We start from the raw sequence: 15,646 nt of genomic DNA, 5'->3' as shown, positions 1-15,646 counted from the left end.
GTCGAGACGGCCCCTCGGACAAAGGAGCGGTCCCATGCCAGGCGTGAACCAGGACTTCGACGGCTACGACGAACAGGACGGGGCCGAAGCCTTCGACGAGGCGCTTCTCGACGACAAGGAAGAAGTCAACGAGATGCGCACCTTCGAGGAACTCCCCGACGTTCTGGACGTCACCCGCGCCGACGGCGACCGCGACGAGGACGAGGCCCTGGCGCTCGACGCCGACGAATTCGACGAAGGCGCCTTCGACGACAACGACCTCGAAGAGGACCACGAACTCGACTATCGCGCGACGGAAGGCGACGAGGGCGACGAGGAGGAGATGGCCTTCGAGGCCGACGCCTTCGACGACGACGACGCGGGCGACGAGTCCATCGAGGGCCTGGACGAGGTGGCCGACGCCGACTTGGTGGAGGGCGGCGAGGACGACTTCACCAACTTCCAGGCCAAGGGCCTGAGCGACGAGGACATCGAGCGCCTGGGCTATGGCCGTCGCGACGAGGCCGATCGCGCCCTCGACGAAGGCCTGAAGGGCACCTTCCCCGCCTCCGATCCGGTGTCGGTCACCCGCCGGGAAGACTGACGCCGCGGCGAGAAATAGCGCAGCTTGAGGGGCGCGCGACGTTCAAGCCGCTTGAATGTCGCGGCCGGCGCTTTAGTTTGGCTCCAGGTTGAAACAATTGTTCGAACGTGGGCGCGATTCATAGCCCGCCCCTCAAGGAGCCTGCATGAGCCAGCGTTTTGAAGGCACCGACGATTACGTCGCCACGGAAGACCTGAAGGTCGCGGTCAACGCCGCCATCGCCCTGGAGCGCCCGCTGCTGATCAAGGGCGAGCCCGGCACCGGCAAGACCGTGCTGGCCTACGAGGTGGCCAAGGCCCTGAACGCCGAGCTCATCACCTGGCACATCAAGTCGACCACCAAGGCCCAGCAGGGTCTCTACGAGTACGACGCCGTCACCCGCCTGCGCGACAGCCAGCTGGGCGACGAGCGGGTCAAGGACGTCCGCAACTACATCAAGAAGGGCAAGCTCTGGGAGGCTTTCACCTCCGACAAGCGCCCCGTCCTGCTGATCGACGAGATCGACAAGGCCGACATCGAGTTCCCGAACGACCTCCTGCAGGAGCTCGATCGGATGGAGTTCTACGTCTACGAGACCAACGAGACCATCAAGGCCAAGGTGCGGCCGGTGGTGATCATCACCTCGAACAACGAGAAGGAGCTGCCGGACGCCTTCCTGCGCCGCTGCTTCTTCCACTACATCCGTTTTCCCGACGCCGACACGATGAACGAGATCGTCGAGGTGCATTATCCGGGCATCAAGCAGAAGCTCGTCGCCGAGGCGCTGCGCATCTTCTACGACATGCGCAAGGTGCCGGGCCTGAAGAAGAAGCCGTCCACTTCCGAGCTGCTCGACTGGCTGAAGCTGCTGATGGTCGAGGACATCGACGGCGATGCGCTGAAGGAAAAGGATCCCACCAAGCTGATCCCGCCCCTGCACGGCGCGCTCCTGAAGAACGAGCAGGACGTCCACCTGTTCGAACGGCTGGCCTTCCTGGCCCGCCGCGAAGGCGCCGGCTCCCGCCCCGGCCAATAGGGCGCGCGGTCAGACGGACTCGTCTGGCCGTTGAATCGTGCTCCGAAATCCAAGAGTTCGAGCGCGGTCTTGTCGCAAGACCGGGCTCCACTTTTGCGGACGCGCTCTAGGGCTTACGGCGAATTCACTCGACCTTCGTCGGCCGCGGGCTCAGGTTCGCAGTCGACGGATGGGAGTGCAACCTCATGAAATTGCAGATCATCGCCGCGGCTTCTGCGCTCGCCCTGGCGGCTTGCGGGAACGGCCCACCGACGGCCATTGCGAAACTGGACTGCCCCTCGAGCGAGGGTGACTTGACCCGCGTTTCCGTGGCCGAGGACGGCCGCAGCTGCGCCTATCGCTCCGCCGAAGGCGCCGAGGTCGAGCTCCAGATCCTGCCGCTGCAGGGCGACGCGAAGGAGACCCTGGAAGCCCTGGAGACCTCCCTGCTGGCGGCTGCGAACGAGCCGGCGGCTCCAATGGAGCCGGAGGCCGAAACGGCGCCGGCCCAGGCCCCGTCTTCCGACACCGCCGCCGCGGCGGCGGCGGCCCGCGCCGAAGCCGAGGCCGATTCGGGCGCCGACACAGGCTCGCGGCGCAGGGCCTTGAAGGCCACCGGCACGGTCACGCTCGACACACCGGAAGGCGAAGTCACCCGAGTGGACCTGCCGGGCATCCACATCAGCGCCAAGGACGACGACGCCCAGATCCGCATCGGATCGCTGCATGTGGACGCAAGCGACGACAAGGCCACCGTGCGGATGTTCCGAAACGTCCGCATGAAGGGCGAGCAGCTCTCGCGTGAGAAGCGCGGCGTGCGAGCCGTCTTCATCTACACCGGCAAGGAGCTGCCCGCCGGCTACCGCTATGTCGGCTATCAGGCCGGCGGCCCCAAGACCGGCCCCCTGGTGGTGGGTGTGGTCCGCAGCAAGCTCGACACGGAGTCCGGCGACAACATCAACCAGGACGTCGAAAAGCTGGTGCGGCGCAATGCGGGAGTGTGATCGCGCACTCTCCGCTGGGGCGCTGGTGCGGAGCGCCTGAGAGGGACGTCCGACTCCGCCGAACCCCCTCCGTGTCGGCGCTGACGCGCCGAGCCACCCCCCAGGACGCGCTGCGCTCTGGGGGAGGACCTGGGACCCAGATGCCCCCTGGGGGAGCTGTCGGCGAAGCCGCCGGAGGGGAACTCTGACTCGGCAGACCCCGGACCCGCTACTGCACCGGCTGGACGTCGACCACCTTGTAGGTCAGGGGCCGTCCGTCCTCGTCGGTGACGGTGACGTATTCGCCCACGGCGAAGCGATGGTCGCCCAGGCGGTGCACCGGCTCGTCGTCGGCCGAATCCTCGTCGTCATAGTCGAAGAACCAGCGCTGGCCGCGCCGCGCCAGCCGGCCGTCGACCGCGTCCTCGTCGGGGGCGAAGCGGCGGACCATGCATTCGGCCTTGGCCTTGGAATAGGCCGCCTCGTCCAGGTGGCCGTCCGAGGTCAGGGGCGCGGTCAGGGCGTAGCCACGGCGATCGTCGCCGCCGGCGAACTCGGTGCCAGGGTTGCGCGCCAGGCGCATGACGATGCGCGACAGAGCCATGTCGATGACCTCGTGACTTCAGTGTGACAGGAAAAGGGTCGGCGCCTCGGCCGCCAGCAGCGACCGGGTGGTCCCCCCGAAGATGAACTCCTGCAGCCGCGGATGGCCGAAGGCGCCCGCGACAAGGATCTCCGCCCCGACCTTGCCGGCCGCATAGAGCAGCAGCGGCGCCGCATCGCCGGAATCCGGCAGGATGTCGATCTCGGCGGTGACGCCCCGCGCCGCGTAATAGGCTTGCAGCCGTGTAGGGTCGAAGGTGCGCGACGAGGCCTTGGGCGCGGCCAGGATGACCACGCGGGAAGCCTTTTCCAAGAGCGGCAGGGCCAGGCGCGCCGCACGGCTGGCCTCCTTGCCGCCGTCCCAGGCCACGGCGATCGGGCCGCCGACGGAGAATTCGCCGCGCGCCACCAGCACCGGGCGCTGCTCGTCGGCCACCATCTGCTGGAACGCCTCGGCCAGCGGCCCCCGACCGCGGGCGGAATCTCCGTTGAACACGATCACGTCCGACAGCCGGCTTTCGGCCGAAAGCCCGGACCAGACCGGTGTCTGCAGGGAGACGAAGGCGTTCTTGCCGTAGGTGACGTGCGACATGGCCTCGCGCGCCTTGGCCTCGCCCGCGGCGGCGGCCTCCTTCAGGGATTCAAGCGCCGTGGTCTGCACCCCGCCCAGAAACCCCTCGCCCATCCAGGGCATGACGTCGGCCACATCGGCCGGCGTATAGACGCCCGCCACCTCGGCGCCGAACGGCTCGGCAAGGCGCACGGCCGCAGCCAGCGCCGTCGCATCCCCCTCGCCGCCCGAAAGCGGCGCCATGATTCTCGCCCAACTCACGCCGCGCCCCTCCATGTTGTGAACATCTGGAAGCGAACTTCCGCACATGCATTGATCTTTGCCAAGGTGTCGGTCAGTTCACGACCTTCACTATGAAAGGAACGCACGGGTGCGCAAAGGGCTGCGTCGATCGGCGAAGGAGCCGCGGGCTTGGCAGCGGATGCTGTCGGGCCGCCGGCTCGACCTGCTCGACCCCTCGCCCATGGACATCGAGATCGAGGACATCGCCCACGGCCTGGCCCGGGTGGCGCGCTGGAACGGCCAGACGGTGGGCGAGCACGCCTTCTCCGTCGCCCAGCACTCGCTCGTCGTGGAGGAGATCTGCGCCCATATCCAGCCGGACCTGGAGCCCCGCTGGCGCCTGGCCGCCCTGCTGCACGACGCCTCCGAATACGTGATCGGCGACATGATCAGTCCGTTCAAGGCCGCGCTCGGCCTGGACTACAAGCGTTTCGAGGAGCGGCTGGAAACGGCGATCCACATCCGTTTCGGCATTCCGGCCAAGACGCCGCTGGAGATCAAGAAGCTGATCAAGCAGGCCGATCGCGCCTGCGCCTTCTTCGAAGCCACCCAGCTGGCCGGCTTCGCCCATCCCGAGGCGCTGGACTTCTTCGGCGCCCCGCCAGCCGGCTACCAGCTGCACATCGAACCCCTCGCCCCGGCCCAGGCGCAAATGCGTTACGTTCAGCGTTACCATGTGTTGTCGGAAGCGGCCGGATTCTCCGCCGTCGATGCGGCCTTCGATACGGAGTAGCGGCGTGACCCTGATCGTGTGCGGATTGGCGGACGTGGCCGGCCTGATCGCCGCCCGCAGGCCCTCCCACATGGTCACCCTGCTCGATCCCGCCTCGATGATCGGGACACCGCCGGGTCTTGCGGCCGATCGGCACCTGCGGCTTCCGGTCAACGACATCGCCGAGCCGACGGACGGCATGGTCCTCCCGACGGAGACCCTGGTGGCGGACCTGCTGGCCTTTGGCCGCGCCTGGGACGAGGCGGCGCCGATGATCGTGCACTGCTGGGCGGGCATCAGCCGGTCGACGGCGTCCGCCTTCGTGCTCGCCTGCGAGCGCAATCCCGAGGCGGACGAAACGGCCATCGCGCGGGCCCTGCGCCAGGCCGCGCCGCACGCCAGCCCCAACCGCCGCATCGTCGCCCTGGCCGACGACCTGCTGGCCCGGGGGGGGCGCATGGTCGACGCCGTTGAGGCCATGGGCGACTACGATCACATGGTCGCCCGCCCGTTCGACTTTGCGGTGCGGTTCTGATGGAGGCGGCCGCGGGCGTCGTCATCGGCCTCTCCGCCGTCGTGGTGGCCATACGTGACGGCGACGCCGTGGTGCTGACCGTGCGACCAAGAGGCCAGCTGGCCGGCCTGCCCTTCGGTCCGTTCGACCCCGGCGGGCACCGCACCTTCGAACTGGCCCTGCGCGCCTTCGTGACCGCCCAGACGCGCTTCGACCTCGGCTATGTGGAACAGCTCTACACCTTCGGCGACAAGGGCCGGGACGCGCCGCTCGCCGACCTCGGCGACGGCGACGGCGGGGCCAAGCGGGTGATCTCGGTGGGCTATCTGGCCCTGACGCCCCAGGCCGTCGACACCGACGCCCCCGACACCGCCTGGGCGGCCTGGTCGCGCTTCTTCCCCTATGAGGACTGGCGGGAGGGCCGCCCGGCGGCGCTCGCCGCCATCGAACCCGCCTTGCGCGACTGGGCCGGAAGCTCGCCGGAACATCTGGCGCGGGCGCGCCTCCTTTTCGCGCTCGACGGTTCGCCCTGGAACGAGGAGCGGGTGCTGGAGCGCTATGAGCTGCTCTACGAGGCCGGCCTTGCGCCGGAAGCCTCCCGCGACCGCGGCGAAGCGGCCGAGCACGAGGCCTTGGCGGCGGCGCTGGGCGAACCCATGATCTCCGACCACCGGCGGATCCTGGCCACCGCCCTCTCCCGCCTGCGCGGCAAGCTGAAGTACCGTCCGGTGGTGTTCGAGCTGATGCCCGAGGCCTTCACCCTGTCGGCCCTCCAGCGGGCCGTCGAGGCCATCGCCGGCGTGCCCCTGCACAAGCAGAACTTCCGCCGCGCCCTGGAACGGGCCGAACTGGTGGAGGGTCTCGGCCGCCTTGACGCCGACACCGGCGGCCGCCCCGCCGAACTTCACCGCTTCCGCCGCGAACTCCTCAGCGCCCGGCCGGTTTCGGGGCTCTCCCTGCCGCTGCTGCGGGATTAGGCGTCGCTTTCCTCACCTTTCATCCCTCTCCCCCCGTGCGGGAGAGGGGGACTCCGTAGGCGATCAACCTGCGTTCATGGGGGCGGAACAGGAAGCCTCGACCTCGTCTTCCTCCCCCGCTGCGCAGGGGAGCAATAGGGCGCGCTCCGTCGCACTTGACCTCTTCTCCGCCCGGGCGGACCATTGCATCAGGGGGAGAGAAGATCGCGTGTCGCAAGCGTTCCTGATGCAGATGGCCATGTCGGCCGCCGCGGTCATGGTTCTGGTGGCGCTGGCCGCCTGGGCGAAGATCGCAAAGCCGATGTCGCCGCTCACCGACCAGCGGGCTGAGCAGCTGTTCGCCGAGGAGTTTCCCGGGCGGCGGTTGGACCGGATCTGGGTGGCTGTGGACGGGCGCGGCGCGCTAGCCCGTTCCGGCGCCTCGGCCCTGGTGCTGTGCGAGGTCGGCGACCATTACGTGGCGCGGCACATTCCCTGGGCCCAGGCGGTCTCCGCCAGCTTCCGCGACGGGGTGCTGAAGCTCGACCTCTCGGACATCGCCGCGCCCCAGGCCCGGCTGGCGCTCACCGCCTGGCCGCCGCAAGACATGGCCGCATGAGGCTGGAAGACATCAATCCCGTCACGCTCGCCACGCCGTTCTTCGTGCTGGCCATCGTGCTGGAGATCGCGCTTGGACGGTTCAAGAAGGCCAAGGCGAACTACGAGACCCGCGACACCCTGGTCTCGCTGGGCATGGGGTTGGGTAGCCGGGTGACGGGACTGCTGGTCGGCGCCGCCCCGGCCGTGGCCATGCTTTGGGTCTATCAGCACCGGCTCTTCGACATTCCGGTGACGGCCCTGTGGGCCTGGGTCCTGGTGTTCCTGGCCGAAGACCTGACCTATTACTGGTTCCACCGCCTGAGCCACGAGCGGCGGTTCTGGTGGATCAGCCACGTGAACCACCATTCTTCCCAGCACTACAACCTCTCCACGGCGCTTCGGCAGACCTGGACGGGGAACTGGGTCGGGACCTGGGCCCTGTGGCTGCCGCTGGCCTTCCTGGGCTTCCCGCCGGCGATGATCGCGATCCAGAAGGGGATCAGCCTCGTCTACCAGTTCTGGATCCACACCGAGGCCATCGGCCGGATGCCGCGCTGGTTCGAGGCGGTGTTCAACACGCCCTCGCATCACCGCGTGCACCATGCGCGCAATCCGCGATATCTCGACCGCAACTACGCCGGCATCCTCATCGTCTGGGACAAGCTGTTCGGCACCTTCCAGCCGGAGCTGGACGAGGAGAGGTGCCGCTATGGCATCGTGAAGAACCTCGGCGACTTCAACATCCTGCGCGCCGTTTTCCACGAATGGGGCGCGATGTTCCGGGACCTGGCGGGCGCGCGATCGCTGCGCGAAGCCGCAGGCTACGTCTTCGGGCCACCCGGCTGGAGCCCGGACGGCTCGCGCGAGACCTCGAAGATGCTGCGCGCGCAGTGGGAAGCCGAACGCGGCGCCGGCGACATCCCCGCAGCGACCCACGCCCCAGCGGCGGAATAGCGCCTATTCGGCCCGGAAACGACGGAAGATCGCCTTCAGCTCCGGCTCGTCCACGTGGTCGGCGGCCTGGTCCGGCGTGGTCCAGAGCTTCTCGCGCTCGTTCATCTCCGGCCAGGTCTGACGCTCCTCGACTACCTTCAGGGCGAAGACGTCCACACCGACGCGCTGCAGCCGGCCGGATCTGAGCCGCTTGTCGTAGTGAAAGGCGCCCAGCGGCTTCTTGGCCACCTCGCCGACGACGCCGGCTTCCTCGAGCGCTTCGCGCGCGGCGGACTTCGGCGACTTCATGCCCTTGATCGGCCAGCCCTTCGGGATGACCCACCGGCGCGTCTCGCGCGAGGTGATCAGCAGCACCTCGACCGCGCCGTCCGCCCCGCGCCGCCACGGCAGGGCCGCGTACTGGGCGCGCGGCTCCCGATCCGGTTCGGCGGTCAGTCTCAGAGGCTTGGCGGACATCGACTCAATTTGCGGATGGAGAGGGCGGGCGCAAAGGGCTAGGCCCACCCTCCCCGGCTGTAAAGTCGTCCGCGTTCGGAACGTTCCTGGAGCACGATGCGGCCGGAGGGAACCCTCCGGCCGTGGAATCGTGCTCCTGACTCAGACGTTCGAGCGGCTTAGAACTTCCGCACGTAGCCGATCGACCAGACGTTGGCTTCGCCGCTGTCCTTGAAGTCGTGGCGCGTGTAGTCGGCGCGCACGCCGTTCAGGCCGTCGAAGAAGTATTGGCCGCCGACGCCGTAGTTCCAGCTGTCGCCGTCGATGCGGGCGGAGACGCCGCCCGGGCCCTTGGCGTCGGCCTCGCTCGTGCCGTAGCCGAGGCGGGCGTAGAGGTCGGCGTTTGGCGCCACCGGCAGGAAGGCCACGCCGTAGATGGCGGCCGAGTGGTTCAGATCGACCTCCACCGGCACGCCGCCGACAGAGATGTCGTCGCCCTTCACCCCGCCGCCGAGTTCGCCCTCGACGCCGAGATAGGGCGTGAAGCGATAGCCGAGGCGGCCCTGGATCGCGCCGACATTGGCGCCGTCGAAGTCGTGGTGGCTGTAGCCGATCGAGCCGTAGGCGCCGGTGGCTTCCTGGGCGGAAGCGGCGACGGGGGCGAAGGCGGCGGCGAGAGCGGCCGTGGCCGCCGTGGCGATGAGAGCTTTCATTTTGTTACTCCAACTACAGTACAGCTCCCCAGCCCTGCCTGGTTCGCGTCCAAACGCGGCGGGAAAAGGTCGGTTCGCCGACAATGCCGAGGCCGGCCTCTCCTGTTGCCCTGCGGCCACATCGACGAATGACGCCGCCAGCGCCCGTGCTATCAGTGGAGTCGAAGCTCCCGAAGGCTCTGCCGGAAGAGGGGCGCGCAGTCGTCGGAGACCGGATTTGCATCACGCCGTGATCGCGGCCACGGGGCTTTACACCCCGCCGCACAGCCTCTCGAACGCCGAGCTGGTCGAGACCTTCAACACCTATGTAGAGCGCTTCAACGCCGCCAACGCCGCGGCCATCGAGGCCGGCGAGGTCCAGCCGCTGGTCCCCTCCTCGGTGGAGTTCATCGAGAAGGCTTCGGGCATCAAGTCGCGCTATGTGGTCGACAAGTCGGGCCTGGTCGATCCGGAGGTGATGCGGCCGATCATTCCGGAACGGCCGAACGAGGAGATCTCGATCCTCGCCGAGATCGGCGTGAAGGCGGCCGAGCAGGCCATCGCCCGCTGGGGCAAGCCCGCCTCGCAGATCGACGCGGTGATTTGCGCGGCCTCCAACATGCAGCGCGCCTATCCGGCCATGGCGGTGGAGATCCAGCAGGCGCTGGGGATGGACGGCTTCGGCTACGACATGAACGTGGCCTGCTCCTCGGCCACCTTCGGCATCAAGACCGCGGCCGACTACATCGCCACCGGCTCGGCCCGGGCCGTGCTGATGGTCAATCCGGAGATCACCTCCGGCCACCTCAATTTCCGCGACCGCGACAGCCACTTCATCTTCGGCGACGTGGCCACGGCGGTGATCGTGGAGCGGGCCGAGGACGCCACGGGGGGCTGGGACATCCTGGGGACGCGGCTGAAGACCGTGTTCTCCAACAACATCCGCAACAATTTCGGCTTCCTGAACCGCGCCGCGCCCGAAGGGATCGGCCAGCCCGACAAGCTCTTCGTCCAGGAGGGCCGCAAGGTCTTTCGCGAGGTGGTGCCGATGGTCTCGGAGATGATCGTCGAGCACGCCCGCGACCTCGGCCTCGACCCGACGGCCTTGAAGCGCCTGTGGCTGCACCAGGCCAACATCAATATGAACGAGCTGATCGGAAGGCGTGTGCTGGGCCGCGAGCCCACGCCGCAAGAGAACGTCATCATCCTCGACGAGTACGCCAACACCTCGTCGGCCGGCTCGATCATCGCCTTCCACAAGCACAACGACGGTTTCGGCGCGGGCGATACGGGCCTGATCTGCTCCTTCGGCGCGGGCTACTCGGCCGGGACGGTGTTCGTCAGGAAGCGGTGAGGCTCCAACCGCTCACCCCGGCGAAGGCCAGAGCCAAAGCGGCGTTCGCACCATGCCGGCTTCAGCTTGGATCCCGGCTTGCGTCGAGAGGAGCGGGAGTCAGGAAGGTCCTCGCCAGGAAGCCAACTCTCCGGCCTCTTAGACGGCCTGAACCCATCCGTCAGGACGCGCCGAGAGCTCTAGCGACGAAATCGGTCTTCGCCGCGGTGTAGGCTGCACGGTCGTTCGGGTGCCGCGCGGCGAGGTCTTGCTTGAGGGCGGCGTAGGCGGCCGTGAGGTCCGGGTCGCCGCGCAGGGCGTCCCGAAAGGCGAGGCAAGCCCGCCATTCCGGCCCTTCATGGCGAACGAAATGGCAGATGTGGGTGCGCGCCTCGCCAAGCCCGAAGATGTGATGGCCCGGCACGACCCCAGGCCCCGCATCCTCATAGCCGAGCGCGATCATGGTGGGCGAACAAGCCGCCGCGATCTCCAGATCTTGGACCCCCGCGAGCAAATCGATCACCGGCTTGGCGGCAAGACCTGGCACGGCGGTGCTGCCATAGTGTTCGATCGCGATCACGCGCGAGCCCAGCGCGGCACGCAAGCGAGTCGCCTCGGCGTCGAACAGCGCCGGCCAATCCGGATGCGCGGGAGCCAGAAACACGAGCCCCTTGGGAAGTCCCGGAAGAGCCGGTTTCACGGCGTCGGTTCGGAGCCCGCCCCATGCTTCGCCTTCCACTCCATGGCCCGCCGGATGCGGTTTCCGACCGAGGGGTGGGTGTAGAACAGCGTCTCCTCCAGCGCCGAGGGCGTGGCCGCGCGGTACTCGATGGTCTTGACCAGGGCTCGGGCGAGGCCGTCCGGCTCGCGCGCGACCTCGAGGGAATAGCGGTCGGCTTCGATCTCGCCGATGCGGGTGATCGAGACGATCAGCGGCGTGCCCAGGAGGCCCAGAACCGCCAGGATGATGCCGATCACCGGGAAGCCCGCCGGGTCGGCCAGGCCCTTCACGCCCTTGGCGCCGGTCCAGCTCAGCACCCGCGGAAACAGCCGGTCGACCAGGAAGAAGGCGACCAGGGCCAGCAGGCCGAAGGCGGCGGCCATGCGCAGCGGGTGCATGAACTTGTAGTGCCCCATCTCGTGGGCCACCACCGCCCGGACCTCGGCCAGATCCGCGCCCTTGGCGAACATCACGTCGCTCATGGCGATGCGGGCCGATCCGAACATGCCCGACACATTGGCGGTGTAACGGTTCGACTGGCGCGAACCGTCATAGATGTAGATCTTGCCGGTGGGCACGCCTTCGGCCTGCGCCAACGCCACCACGGCGTCGCGCACCGGTCCGGGCGGCGCCTCGCGATAGGTGTTGAAGAGCGGCTCGATGAAGACCGGCCCCAGCACCATGACGACGACGAAGAAGGCCGAGACCACGCCGCCGCCGAACAGCCACCAGGTCCGCGGCGCCCGCCGCATCAGCCCGTAGAGCAGCGCCACCAAGAGAACGGTGATCGGGATGGAGATCGCCGAGAGCAGCGCCCATTCCCCGAACCAGCCGCCGAACGACTGGCTGGTCAGGCCGTAGGACCGCTCGCGCCACCAGTCGGCATAGACCGTCCAGGGCAGGCTCAGGACCGCCTCGATCACCGCGTCGACGGCCAGGACGGCGAAGGCGACGAGCCAGGGCCTCGCCTTCCGCGCTTCGATCCGTTCGCGCAGCTGGACGAGAACGCCGGATCTCAGCACCAGCCACGCGACGAAAATCGCCGCCAGCGCGCCCCACAACAGCAGCCAGTGCCCGCCTTGCGTATAGGCCTGCGCCTTGGCGTGCGCCTCGGGCGGCAGTTGCGCCAGATAGGCGGCCGTCGCCGCCGCCGGATCGAACCCCTGGGCCATATCCCCTCCCCTTACCGACGCGCAGAGTGGCCAGAGACGCCGAAGCTTGTCAGGTGAATTCTCCGAAAGGCCGGCGCCTCAGAGATCGACGACCTCGCAGGCCAAGGCGCCCGATATGCGTTCGGCCAGGACGCGCCGGTGACAGCCGCAGGCGTCGGCCTCGTAGCAGAGCAACGCGATCGGCTTTTCCCGGGCGAGCTCGGTGGCCTGAGCCAGCTCCAGTTGGGCGGCGGGTTCGGCGAGGTGGCCCTCGAAGATCTCGCGCATCTCGGCGATCCGGCCCTTGCGCGCGGCCTCGCGGCCGGGCTTGGGCGTGCCGAGCTGGCGGAGATGCACATAGCCGATGCCCGCCTCGGCGAGGCTGGCGGCCAGCAGGCTTTTGGAGAACCCAGCCCTGCGCGACGAGGCCACGGCGCGCACGTCGACAACCGTCTCCACGCCGGCGGCCTTCAGCCGGCCGATCACCGCGTCCTGGGTGGAGTCCTCATAGCCGATGGTCGCCAGGACCGGCATGGGGTCAGCCTATTCGTAATAGGGCGGCGGCTTGGCGGCGTTGGCTTCCCGTTCCGGCTCGCCCTGGTCGAGCACGGTCAAGCGCCGGACCGTGAGGTCGTCGATCTCCAGCTTGCGGATTTTCATCTTCCGCACCGTGGCGCGCCCGACCGCCAGCCGGCCGATCGCCATGGCGCCCACGGCGAAGGCGCCCATGCTGATCGCGCCCAGCGCAAAGGCTCCCATCAAGCCGATGCCGAGACCGCCGGCGCCGGCCGCGGCGGTGGGGGCGCCCCGGGGGCGGATGGCGTCGAGTGCGGTCTGAAAGCGGAGCTGTTGGGTCATCTGTCCTTCTCGGCGCCGCCGATGGCGGCCTGGGCCGCCGCCAGCCTAGCAATCGGCACGCGGAAGGGCGAGCAGCTGACGTAGTCGAGGCCGATCTGTTCGCAGAAATCGATGGAGGCCGGATCGCCGCCGTGCTCGCCGCAGATGCCGAGCTTCACGTTCGGCCGCGCCGCGCGGCCGCGCTCGGCGGCGATGCGGATCAGGTCGCCGACGCCTTCCTGGTCCAGGCTCACGAAGGGGTCCTTCTCGAAAATCCCCTTCTCGATATAGGCGTTCAGGAACCGACCGCTATCGTCGCGGCTGATGCCGAAGGTGGTCTGGGTCAGGTCGTTGGTGCCGAAGGAGAAGAACTCGGCGTTCTCCGCCAGGTCGCCGGCGCGCAAGGCCGCCCGCGGCAGCTCGACCATGGTGCCGACCTGATATTCGATGGTCTTGCCGCGCTCCTTCATCACCGCCTGGGCGGTCCTGTCGGTGAGCTGGCGCAGGAACCGCATCTCCTCGCCCTTGGCCACCAGCGGGTGCATGATCTCCGGGATCGGCGCGGCCTTGCCGCTCTCCGCCATCTCGCAGGCGGCCTCGAAGATGGCGCGGACCTGCATCTCGTAGATCTCGGGATAGGAGACCCCCAGGCGGCAGCCGCGATGGCCGAGCATGGGGTTGGTCTCGTGCAGCTCCTTGGCGCGGCGCATCAGCTTGGTGGGGTCCAGCCCCGTCGCCTCGGCCACGGCCACGAGGTCCGCCTCGGTGTGGGGCAGGAACTCGTGCAGCGGCGGGTCGAGCAGCCGGATGGTGACCGGCAGCCCTTCCATGATGGTGAAGAGCTCGACGAAGTCGGCCCGCTGCATGGGCAGGATCTTCTCCAGCGCCGCGCGGCGGCCCTTCTCGTCGTCGGCCAGGATCATCTCGCGCACGGCGGCGATTCGATCCTCGTCGAAGAACATGTGCTCGGTGCGGCAAAGGCCGATGCCTTCGGCGCCGAACTGCCGGGCCTGGCGGGCGTCGAGCGGGGTCTCGGCGTTGGCGCGGACCTTCAGGCGCCGCGTGGCGTCGGCCCAGGCCATCAGGGTGGCGAAGTCGCCGGTCAGCTCCGGCTCGATCATCTTCACCGCGCCGGCCAGAATCTCGCCCTTGGAGCCGTCGACGGTGATGACCTCGCCGGCCTTGAAGGTGCGCGAGCGCACCCGGAACTCGCCGGCCTTGATGTCGATCTGCAGCTCGCCGGCGCCGGAGACGCAAGGCCGGCCCATGCCGCGGGCGACCACGGCCGCGTGGCTGGTCATGCCGCCGCGGGCGGTGACGATGCCGCGGGCCGCATGCATGCCGTGGATGTCCTCCGGCGAGGTCTCGTCGCGCACCAGGATCACCGACTCGCCGGCCGCGCCCAGGCGCTCGGCCTCGTCGGCGTCGAAGACGACCTTGCCGGTCGCCGCCCCCGGCGAGGCGGGAAGCCCGGTGGTGATCACGTCGCGCGGGCTGGCCGGGTCGATGGTCGGGTGCAGCAGCTGGTCGAGGCTGGCGGGCTCCACCCGCATCACCGCCTCGCGCTCGTCGATGACGCCTTCGCTGGCAAGGTCGACCGCGATCTTGAGCGCGGCCTTGGCGGTGCGCTTCCCGTTGCGGGTCTGCAGCATGTAGAGCCGGCCCTGCTCGACCGTGAACTCGATGTCCTGCATGTCCCGGTAGTGGCGCTCGAGCTTCTCGACCACCGCCTTGAACTGGGCGAAGACCTCCGGAAGCGCCTCCTCCATGGAAGGCGCCTTCTCGCCCATCTCCTCGCGAGCGGCCTTGGTCAGGGCCTGGGGCGTGCGGATACCGGCGACCACGTCCTCGCCCTGGGCGTTGATCAGGAACTCGCCATAGAGCCGCGCCTCGCCCGTGGAGGGGTTGCGGGTGAAGGCGACGCCCGTGGCCGAGGAGTCGCCCATGTTGCCGAACACCATGGACTGGACGTTCACCGCCGTGCCCCAGCTTTCGGGGATGTCGTGCATACGGCGGTAGAACTTGGCCCGGTCGTTCATCCAGCTGGCGAACACGGCGCCGACGGCGCCCCAGAGCTGGTCCTGCGGATCCTGCGGGAACGGCTCGCCCCGCTCCTGCTCCACGGCGGCCTTGTAATCGGCGACCACCTTCTCCCAGTCGTCGGCGGAGAGCGCGGTGTCGACCGTGACGTCCAGGCGCTCCTTATGCTCGTCCAGGATCTCCTCGAACATGTGGTGGTCGAGGTCGAGCACCACGTTCGAATACATCTGGATGAAGCGGCGATAGGAATCGAAAGCGAAGCGCCGGTCGCCCGACAGCTTGGCCAGCCCCGCGACCGTCTCGTCGTTGAGGCCGAGGTTGAGGACGGTGTCCATCATGCCCGGCATGGAGGCCCGCGCGCCCGAGCGCACCGAGACCAGCAGCGGATTGGCCGGGTCGCCGAACCGCTTGCCGGTCAGCTCCTCCACCCGCGCCAGGCCCGCAGCCACCTGCTCGCGCAGGTCGGCGGGGTACTTCCGGTCGTTGGCGTAGTAGTGAGTGCAGGCCTCGGTGGTGATGGTGAAGCCGGGCGGGACCGGCAGGCCCAGGGACGACATCTCGGCGAGGTTGGCGCCCTTGCCGCCCAGGAGGTTCTTCATGGAGGCGTCGCCATCGGCGCCGCCGCCACCGAAGGAATAGACCCACCGCGTCTTGCTCAGCGTTTCGGTCGCCATCCTCTTGGGCC

General features: G+C 68.6%; 18 protein-coding genes. 9 read left to right on the top strand and 9 right to left on the bottom strand.

Features of this window, described 5'->3' with window-relative positions:
- The first annotated feature begins 34 nt into the window (after window positions 1-34).
- The 3 genes from ACK41C_RS14140 to ACK41C_RS14130 all read left to right on the top strand — a co-directional run bounded on the left by ACK41C_RS14140 (window position 35) and on the right by ACK41C_RS14130 (window position 2,581).
- Window positions 35-583 (top strand): hypothetical protein, encoded by a 549-nt coding sequence (locus tag ACK41C_RS14140; RefSeq protein ID WP_409655524.1) that lies wholly within the window; start codon window positions 35-37, stop codon window positions 581-583.
- 145 nt (window positions 584-728) lie between these two features.
- Window positions 729-1,598: an AAA family ATPase gene (locus ACK41C_RS14135; RefSeq protein ID WP_409655522.1), complete on the top strand. Its 870-nt coding sequence runs from the start codon at window positions 729-731 to the stop codon at window positions 1,596-1,598.
- A 293-nt stretch (window positions 1,599-1,891) separates the two neighbouring features.
- Window positions 1,892-2,581, top strand: coding sequence for a hypothetical protein (locus ACK41C_RS14130; RefSeq protein WP_409655519.1), 690 nt, complete (start codon window positions 1,892-1,894; stop codon window positions 2,579-2,581).
- 208 nt (window positions 2,582-2,789) lie between these two features.
- Here ACK41C_RS14130 and ACK41C_RS14125 read toward each other — a convergent pair whose 3' ends face one another.
- Together ACK41C_RS14125 and ACK41C_RS14120 are read right to left on the bottom strand one after the other, a co-directional pair.
- Window positions 2,790-3,164: a hypothetical protein gene (locus tag ACK41C_RS14125; protein ID WP_409655517.1), complete on the bottom strand. Its 375-nt coding sequence runs from the start codon at window positions 3,162-3,164 to the stop codon at window positions 2,790-2,792.
- Window positions 3,165-3,182: 18 nt separating this feature from the next.
- Window positions 3,183-3,995: a universal stress protein gene (locus ACK41C_RS14120; protein ID WP_409655515.1), complete on the bottom strand. Its 813-nt coding sequence runs from the start codon at window positions 3,993-3,995 to the stop codon at window positions 3,183-3,185.
- A gap of 109 nt (window positions 3,996-4,104) precedes the next feature.
- Here ACK41C_RS14120 and ACK41C_RS14115 point away from each other — a divergent pair, with 109 nt between their 5' ends.
- The 5 genes from ACK41C_RS14115 (at window position 4,105) to ACK41C_RS14095 (ending at window position 7,752) form a co-directional block, all read left to right on the top strand.
- Window positions 4,105-4,749, top strand: a complete 645-nt coding sequence (locus ACK41C_RS14115) for a YfbR-like 5'-deoxynucleotidase (RefSeq protein WP_409655512.1) — start codon at window positions 4,105-4,107, stop codon at window positions 4,747-4,749.
- A gap of 4 nt (window positions 4,750-4,753) precedes the next feature.
- On the top strand, window positions 4,754-5,263 hold the full coding sequence (locus tag ACK41C_RS14110) for a tyrosine phosphatase family protein (RefSeq protein WP_409655510.1): 510 nt from the start codon (window positions 4,754-4,756) through the stop codon (window positions 5,261-5,263).
- Window positions 5,263-6,219 carry an NUDIX hydrolase gene (locus ACK41C_RS14105; RefSeq protein ID WP_409655508.1) on the top strand — a complete coding sequence of 319 codons (957 nt, stop codon included), beginning with the start codon at window positions 5,263-5,265 and terminating at the stop codon, window positions 6,217-6,219. Before ACK41C_RS14110 ends, ACK41C_RS14105 begins: the two co-directional genes overlap by 1 nt.
- A gap of 208 nt (window positions 6,220-6,427) precedes the next feature.
- Window positions 6,428-6,817, top strand: a complete 390-nt coding sequence (locus tag ACK41C_RS14100; protein ID WP_409655506.1) for a hypothetical protein — start codon at window positions 6,428-6,430, stop codon at window positions 6,815-6,817.
- On the top strand, window positions 6,814-7,752 hold the full coding sequence (locus ACK41C_RS14095) for a sterol desaturase family protein (protein ID WP_409655503.1): 939 nt from the start codon (window positions 6,814-6,816) through the stop codon (window positions 7,750-7,752). The genes ACK41C_RS14100 and ACK41C_RS14095 overlap by 4 nt, the downstream gene beginning before the upstream one ends.
- Before the next feature lie 3 nt (window positions 7,753-7,755).
- On the opposite strand, the gene ACK41C_RS14090 is transcribed toward ACK41C_RS14095, so the two are convergent.
- Both ACK41C_RS14090 and ACK41C_RS14085 read right to left on the bottom strand, forming a co-directional pair.
- Complete coding sequence (locus tag ACK41C_RS14090) at window positions 7,756-8,208, bottom strand: NUDIX hydrolase (protein ID WP_409655500.1); 453 nt, start codon at window positions 8,206-8,208, stop codon at window positions 7,756-7,758.
- 158 nt (window positions 8,209-8,366) lie between these two features.
- Window positions 8,367-8,900 (bottom strand): outer membrane beta-barrel protein, encoded by a 534-nt coding sequence (locus ACK41C_RS14085; protein ID WP_409655498.1) that lies wholly within the window; start codon window positions 8,898-8,900, stop codon window positions 8,367-8,369.
- A 217-nt stretch (window positions 8,901-9,117) separates the two neighbouring features.
- On the opposite strand from ACK41C_RS14085, the gene ACK41C_RS14080 reads away from it, so the two are divergent.
- Window positions 9,118-10,233, top strand: coding sequence for a beta-ketoacyl-ACP synthase III (locus tag ACK41C_RS14080; protein WP_409655496.1), 1,116 nt, complete (start codon window positions 9,118-9,120; stop codon window positions 10,231-10,233).
- A 160-nt stretch (window positions 10,234-10,393) separates the two neighbouring features.
- Here ACK41C_RS14080 and ACK41C_RS14075 read toward each other — a convergent pair whose 3' ends face one another.
- From ACK41C_RS14075 to ppdK, 5 genes are all read right to left on the bottom strand, one after another.
- Window positions 10,394-10,912, bottom strand: coding sequence for a GrpB family protein (locus ACK41C_RS14075; RefSeq protein ID WP_409655494.1), 519 nt, complete (start codon window positions 10,910-10,912; stop codon window positions 10,394-10,396).
- Window positions 10,909-12,105, bottom strand: a complete 1,197-nt coding sequence (locus tag ACK41C_RS14070) for a M48 family metallopeptidase (RefSeq protein ID WP_409655491.1) — start codon at window positions 12,103-12,105, stop codon at window positions 10,909-10,911. The genes ACK41C_RS14075 and ACK41C_RS14070 overlap by 4 nt, the downstream gene beginning before the upstream one ends.
- 78 nt (window positions 12,106-12,183) lie before the next feature.
- On the bottom strand, window positions 12,184-12,618 hold the full coding sequence (locus ACK41C_RS14065; RefSeq protein ID WP_409655490.1) for a DUF488 family protein: 435 nt from the start codon (window positions 12,616-12,618) through the stop codon (window positions 12,184-12,186).
- 9 nt (window positions 12,619-12,627) lie between these two features.
- Window positions 12,628-12,942, bottom strand: coding sequence for a hypothetical protein (locus ACK41C_RS14060; RefSeq protein ID WP_409655488.1), 315 nt, complete (start codon window positions 12,940-12,942; stop codon window positions 12,628-12,630).
- Window positions 12,939-15,635 carry a pyruvate, phosphate dikinase gene (gene ppdK / locus ACK41C_RS14055; protein WP_409655486.1) on the bottom strand — a complete coding sequence of 899 codons (2,697 nt, stop codon included), beginning with the start codon at window positions 15,633-15,635 and terminating at the stop codon, window positions 12,939-12,941. The genes ACK41C_RS14060 and ppdK overlap by 4 nt, the downstream gene beginning before the upstream one ends.
- Between the last annotated feature and the right edge of the window lie 11 nt (window positions 15,636-15,646).

The organism is Phenylobacterium sp. (genome assembly GCF_046290725.1).
Lineage (GTDB): Bacteria > Pseudomonadota > Alphaproteobacteria > Caulobacterales > Caulobacteraceae > Phenylobacterium.
Note: the sequence above shows the minus strand (reverse complement) of the source record. Positions and strands in the feature narration are given on the sequence as shown.